Source organism: Leifsonia sp. KNZ12-8B, from assembly GCF_056755495.1.
The window spans coordinates 1-4,933 of the sequence record NZ_JBPGXM010000195.1; the positions used below are offsets into that span (position 1 = coordinate 1).

3 protein-coding genes are annotated in these 4,933 nt (G+C 72.8%); 1 reads left to right on the top strand and 2 read right to left on the bottom strand.

All coding sequences use genetic code 11. The features are described from left to right. The first annotated feature begins 112 nt into the window (after nucleotides 1-112). A complete protein-coding gene (locus ACR9ZG_RS18020) occupies nucleotides 113-1,702 on the top strand; it encodes a stealth family protein (protein ID WP_481286223.1) in 1,590 nt (529 codons plus the stop codon). Between the two features lie 89 nt (nucleotides 1,703-1,791). On the opposite strand, the gene ACR9ZG_RS18025 is transcribed toward ACR9ZG_RS18020, so the two are convergent. Together ACR9ZG_RS18025 and ACR9ZG_RS18030 are read right to left on the bottom strand one after the other, a co-directional pair. After that, nucleotides 1,792-2,733, bottom strand: a complete 942-nt coding sequence (locus tag ACR9ZG_RS18025; RefSeq protein WP_481286224.1) for a phosphodiesterase — start codon at nucleotides 2,731-2,733, stop codon at nucleotides 1,792-1,794. A 170-nt stretch (nucleotides 2,734-2,903) separates the two neighbouring features. Then, entirely contained in the window at nucleotides 2,904-4,709 is a 1,806-nt protein-coding gene (locus ACR9ZG_RS18030; RefSeq protein ID WP_481286225.1) for a glycoside hydrolase family 2 TIM barrel-domain containing protein, read from the bottom strand. Between the last annotated feature and the right edge of the window lie 224 nt (nucleotides 4,710-4,933).

Sequence of the window (4,933 nt, forward strand, 5' to 3'; positions counted from 1 at the left end):
GGGGGCGGGGGGGGGGGGGGGGGGGGGGGGGGCCCCCCCCCCCCCAACTCGATGCCGCGGCCGAAGGGCCCGGGCTCGACCGTGGACGTCGCGCGCCTAGAGTGGACTCCGTATGGCTGAGCATCCACCCGCATCCCTCTCCCCCCAGCCCGAACCCGTCGTCGTCACGCGCGACTCCGGGTCGGCCGCGTCCCGGTTCGCACGCGACGACGTCGTCCTGCGCAAGGGGCTCTTCACGCTGGTCTCCGGCCCCTTCACGCCGCGGGAGTCGATGATCGAGGATCTGCTCGCCGTGCACGACGCGCTGGAAGCGGCCGGGATCGAGTTCCTGCTCGTCCGCGACGACGACGGCCGGCTGATCATCGCCCTCGACCGACGGCGGCGCAAAGAGGTCGCCGCCGTGCTCGCGGCCGCCTTCGCCGACGAGCCCTTCTACGCCCGCGACATCGAGCTCGACGGCGGTGCGCGGGGCGACGCCATGCTCATCGCCGACGGGAGGCTGTCGCGCCGCAAGTCCGACGTCCTGCGCCTGTACCGGCCGCGCCTGGAGCCGATCGGGAGGCTGCGGTACGGCTCCGACACCGCCTTCCAGCTGGAGTTCTGGCGGCTCGGCGACGACGAGATCCGCGCGCCGCGGCCCAACGCGCTCATGCGCACCACCCTGCCCCGCAGCGAGGCGGTCGAGGCGGAGGTCGAGCTGTACGGACGGCGCTGGCGCACCCTCCAGCACATGTTCGACCCGCTCGCGAGCGACGTCGCCTTCGACATCGACATCGTGTTCTCGTGGGTGGACGGGTCGAGCGCCGAGTACCAGCGCCAGCGCGCAGCGCGCCAGGCCGGCTTCGTCGTCGGCGAAGGAGACGACAGCGAGGCCCGCTTCCGGCAGATCGACGAGCTGAAGTACGCGCTGCGGAGCGTGCACATGTTCGCGCCCTGGATCCGCAACATCTACATCGCGACCGACTCGCCGGTGCCGCCGTGGCTCGACCCCGAGCATCCGCGCATCCACATCATGCGGAGCGAGGACTTCTTCAGCGACCGGAGCGGCCTCCCGACGCACAACTCGCACGCCGTCGAGAGCCAGCTGCACCACATCCCGGGGCTGTCGAACCACTTCCTGTACTCGAACGACGACATGTTCATCGGCAGGCCGATCTCGCCGGACGTGTTCTTCTCGCCGGGAGGGGTGACGAAGTTCGTGGAAGCCGGAACCCGCATCGGGCTGGGCGAGTCGGACCCCCGGCGCAGCGGCTTCGAGAACGCGGCCCGCGTCAACCGCCGCCTGCTGTGGGAGCGGTTCGGCGCCGTCACCACCCGCCACCTCGAGCACTGTGCGGCACCCCTACGGATCGACGTGCTGCGCGAGATGGAGCGGGAGTTCGCGGAGGACTTCCGGCGTACCGCGACGAGCCCGTTCCGCTCGGCGACCGACATCTCGGTCACCAACTCGCTCTACCACTACTACGCGCTGATGACCGGTCGGGCGGTGACCCAGACGCAGGCGAGGGTGCTCTACATCGAGACGACGCTGAAGCAGGCGCCGGGCTCGATGAAGCGACTCCTGAAGGAGCGCGACCAGGACATGTTCTGCCTCAACGACGGCTCCAAGCCCGAGATCTCGGCGGAGGAGCGGACGCTCGCGGTGACCGATTTCCTGGAACGGTACTTCCCGTTCGCGGCGCCGTGGGAGCGGCCCGCCTGAGCGCGAGACGTGCGCTCGCACGCGGGAGATTTGCGCCAAATCTCAGGCCCGGGGAGGCCACACGCGCGACGGTGCCGCGCCGCCTCCCGTCAGGCCAGAACGCTGATCGGCTCGGTCGGCGGCGCGATGCGGGAGGAGTCGGGGATGCGGATGCCGCCGGCCGCGAGCCTCCGCGCCGACTCGTCCGCGTCGATGTAGTCGAGCGTCGGGAAGGCCCCCAGCGGCACCACCGAGTGCAGCACCGTCGTCGGGTACACGTGCACGAGGTTGAAGGCGCGGGCGCCGTCGCGGCCGCGCGTCCCTCCGACCGGGACGTTGAGGTCCTGCGTGTAGCAGCTGGCCGACGCGACCGACACGGGGATGCCCGCGAAGGTGGCCGTCGACGAGTAGTGGAGGTGTCCGGCGATGATGCCGCGCACGTCGCTGCCCTCGAGCACCTCCGCCAGCCGCGCCTGATCGCGCAGCTCGACCGACACCGCCAGGTCGAGCACGCTCGGCACCGGCGGGTGGTGCATGGCGAGGATGCTGCCCTCGGGCGCGTCGAACGACAGCTCGGCCGCGAGCCAGTCGAGCTGCGACTCGCTGATGTCGCCGTGGTGGTGCCCGGGGACGGTGGAGTCGAGCACGATGACACGCAGCCCGCCGATCCAGTGCACCTCGTCGATCGGGCGCGCCTCCCCGTCGGGCAGCAGCTGGGGCGCCTGGTCGAGCAGGCCGTGCCGGAAGGCGTTGCGCTCGTCGTGGTTGCCCATGACCCAGATCACGCGGGCGCCCATCCGCTCGGCCGCCGGCTCGACCATGGCACGGAGGCGCTCGTACGCGCCCGGCTGGCCGCGGTCGGCGAGGTCGCCGGTGAACACGATCGCCTCTGGCCGGCCGCCGGACGCCTCCACCTCGGCCAGGAGGGCACGGAGGTGGGCTTCGCTGTCGACGGACCCGTAGAGCTGCTCGCCACCGGCGAGCAGGTGCGTGTCGCTGATGTGCAGGAGGAAGTGGTCGGGCCGCGGATACTCCGCGATTCGCGTCTTCACGTCTTCATTGCACCACCGCATTCTGAACGCGCCGTGAACCCGCGCGGTGCGTTCGCAGAACCGCGGGGTTCGTGCCGCGCGCACCGCGCCCGCACCCGTGCCCTTACGCTGCCCGCACCCTGCCCGCACCCTGCCACCTCACCACTCCGCCGAGGGGCGTCATTCTGCCGTTATTCCGCCAGGATTCCGGCATGACGACGCCCCTCGATCACGAGCGGGGCGGCGTTCCATGGCTCCACGCGGACCGGGCCCGGCTCGGCGTGCGACCACTCCACCGCGAGGGCGCGCTCCTCCCCCGGCAGCAGCGGGCGGGAGTCGCCCGCTGCGACCAGCCAGCCGGGCGCGTCCACCGGGCGCGCGTCGACCACCCGCACCGTGAGCGCCGCGGTGACCCCGGTGTTGCGGATGCGCAGTCCGCCGGGCACGGCCTCCACCTCCAGCGTCGTCGGGGGCACGTCGAGCAGGGCGGCGAAGTCGGAGGTCGTCGTCGCGACCATCCGCTCGACATCGATCAGGGCCCCGTCGGGGTCGCGCCATTCCGCCTCCCACAGGAACACCTCGGGCAGGTCCGCGACCGGCACGACGAGCTCGGCGACCGGGACCGGCCACTCGACGGCGTCGGCGATCGCTCCGGCCTCCGCCACCACCTCCCCGTCCAGCCCGCGCGCCCGCACGGTGAGGTGGGAGCCGTCCGGCACCGGGTCCTCGGCCCAGAGCCACGCCTCCACCCGCGCCTCCCGCTCGCCCGCCCACACGGCCCGGGGCACGCGGAGGGTCGCCCGGCGCCGCGCGAACGCTCGCGCCACCGCGTGGAAGGCGGGCTTCGGCTCGCCGCGGTAGTCCACGGCGGCGGTGCACCACGCGTTCGGGAAGCTCTCGTTCAGCTGCCACGGCAGCACCATCGCGTTGCGCGGCCAGCGCCGGCGGTCGGCCTCCACGGCATACTGCAATCCGGTCGCCTGCAGCAGCTGGCTGGCCCGGTTGAGCGTCTCCAGGTCGCGCGGCCGGCCGCCGAACAGCTCGACCACCTGCGTCGCGTTGTTCCACCACTCGCCCAGGTGCCGGTACACCGGGTTGGTGCGGTCGGCGGGCCAGCGGTCGGCCTCGGGGATGAGGGCGTCGAGCGAGCGGAGGTTCGTCATCCCCTCGACGCCGAACTCGGTGTGCGCGAGGTTGGTCCCGGCATTGGAGAGCGTGTAGTGACCGACGAGGCCCTGGTGCTCCCACGGGCCGTGCACATCGTGCTGACCGTCCGGATCCGCGTGGATGCGGTCGAGCCGGTTGTGGAACTCCGGCCCCGTCGGCGAGGTCGGCAGCCACGAGCGGCCCGGGTCGAGCTCGTCCACCGCGCCGTGCAGCGCAGCGAGCACCGGGGAGCGCTCATCGTCGAGCGGCACGCCTCCCTCGTCCAGCTCGTTGCCGCCGCCCCACACGAGGAGGGAGGGATGGTGCGCCCGCGTGGGCACGATCCCCTCCGCCTCCTCCCGCATCAGCGCGACGAACGCCGGGTCGGTGCTGGGCGTGCTCTGCATGCCGGAGCTGGACTGCGAGAACTCCTGCCACACCAGCAGCCCGAGGCGGTCGCAGGTCTCGTAGAAGTGCTCGGACTCGATCAGCCCGCCGCCCCAGACACGCACGAGCCGAGCGCCCGAGGCCGCGGCGAGGCCCAGCAGGTGCTCGACCGTGTCGGGACGGATGGAGCCGAACAGGGTGTCGGCGGGCGTCCAGTTCCAGCCGACCAGCGCGACCGGGTCGCCGTTGACCACGGCGGTGTAGCCGCGCGCGCCGTCCGGTGCGCCCTCGTTGCGGGCCAGCTCGGCCGTGCGGAAGCCGGTGACGCGGGAGGTGCTGTCGAGCACGGTGCCGTCGGCGTCGGTCAGGGAGACGGTGACGCGGTACAGCGCCTGGGGGCCGACTGTGTTGGGGTGCCAGAGGGCGGGAGCGGGGAGGCGCAGCCGCGCGCGGCCTGCGGCCATCGATGTGTCACGACACGCCGTGTCGGGAGTGGGGAGGCGCAGCCGCGCGCGGCCCGCCGCCATCGATGTGTCACGACACGCCGGGTCGGGAGCGGGCGAGGCGGCGTGTTGCGCCGCGTCGGCGGGCCGGGGGGGGCGACACGCCGTGTCTGGAGCGGGCGAGGCGGCGTGTTGCGCCACGTCGTTGGGCGGGATGGGCGCGATGGTGACGGTCACGGTAGGGG

Bases quoted from the DNA above. Each gene is read 5' to 3' on its own strand.
- ACR9ZG_RS18020 (WP_481286223.1), top strand. From the start codon at position 113: ATGGCTGAGCATCCACCCGCATCCCTCTCCCCCCAGCCCGAACCCGTC.
- ACR9ZG_RS18030 (WP_481286225.1), bottom strand. From the start codon at position 4,709: ATGGCCGCAGGCCGCGCGCGGCTGCGCCTCCCCGCTCCCGCCCTCTGG.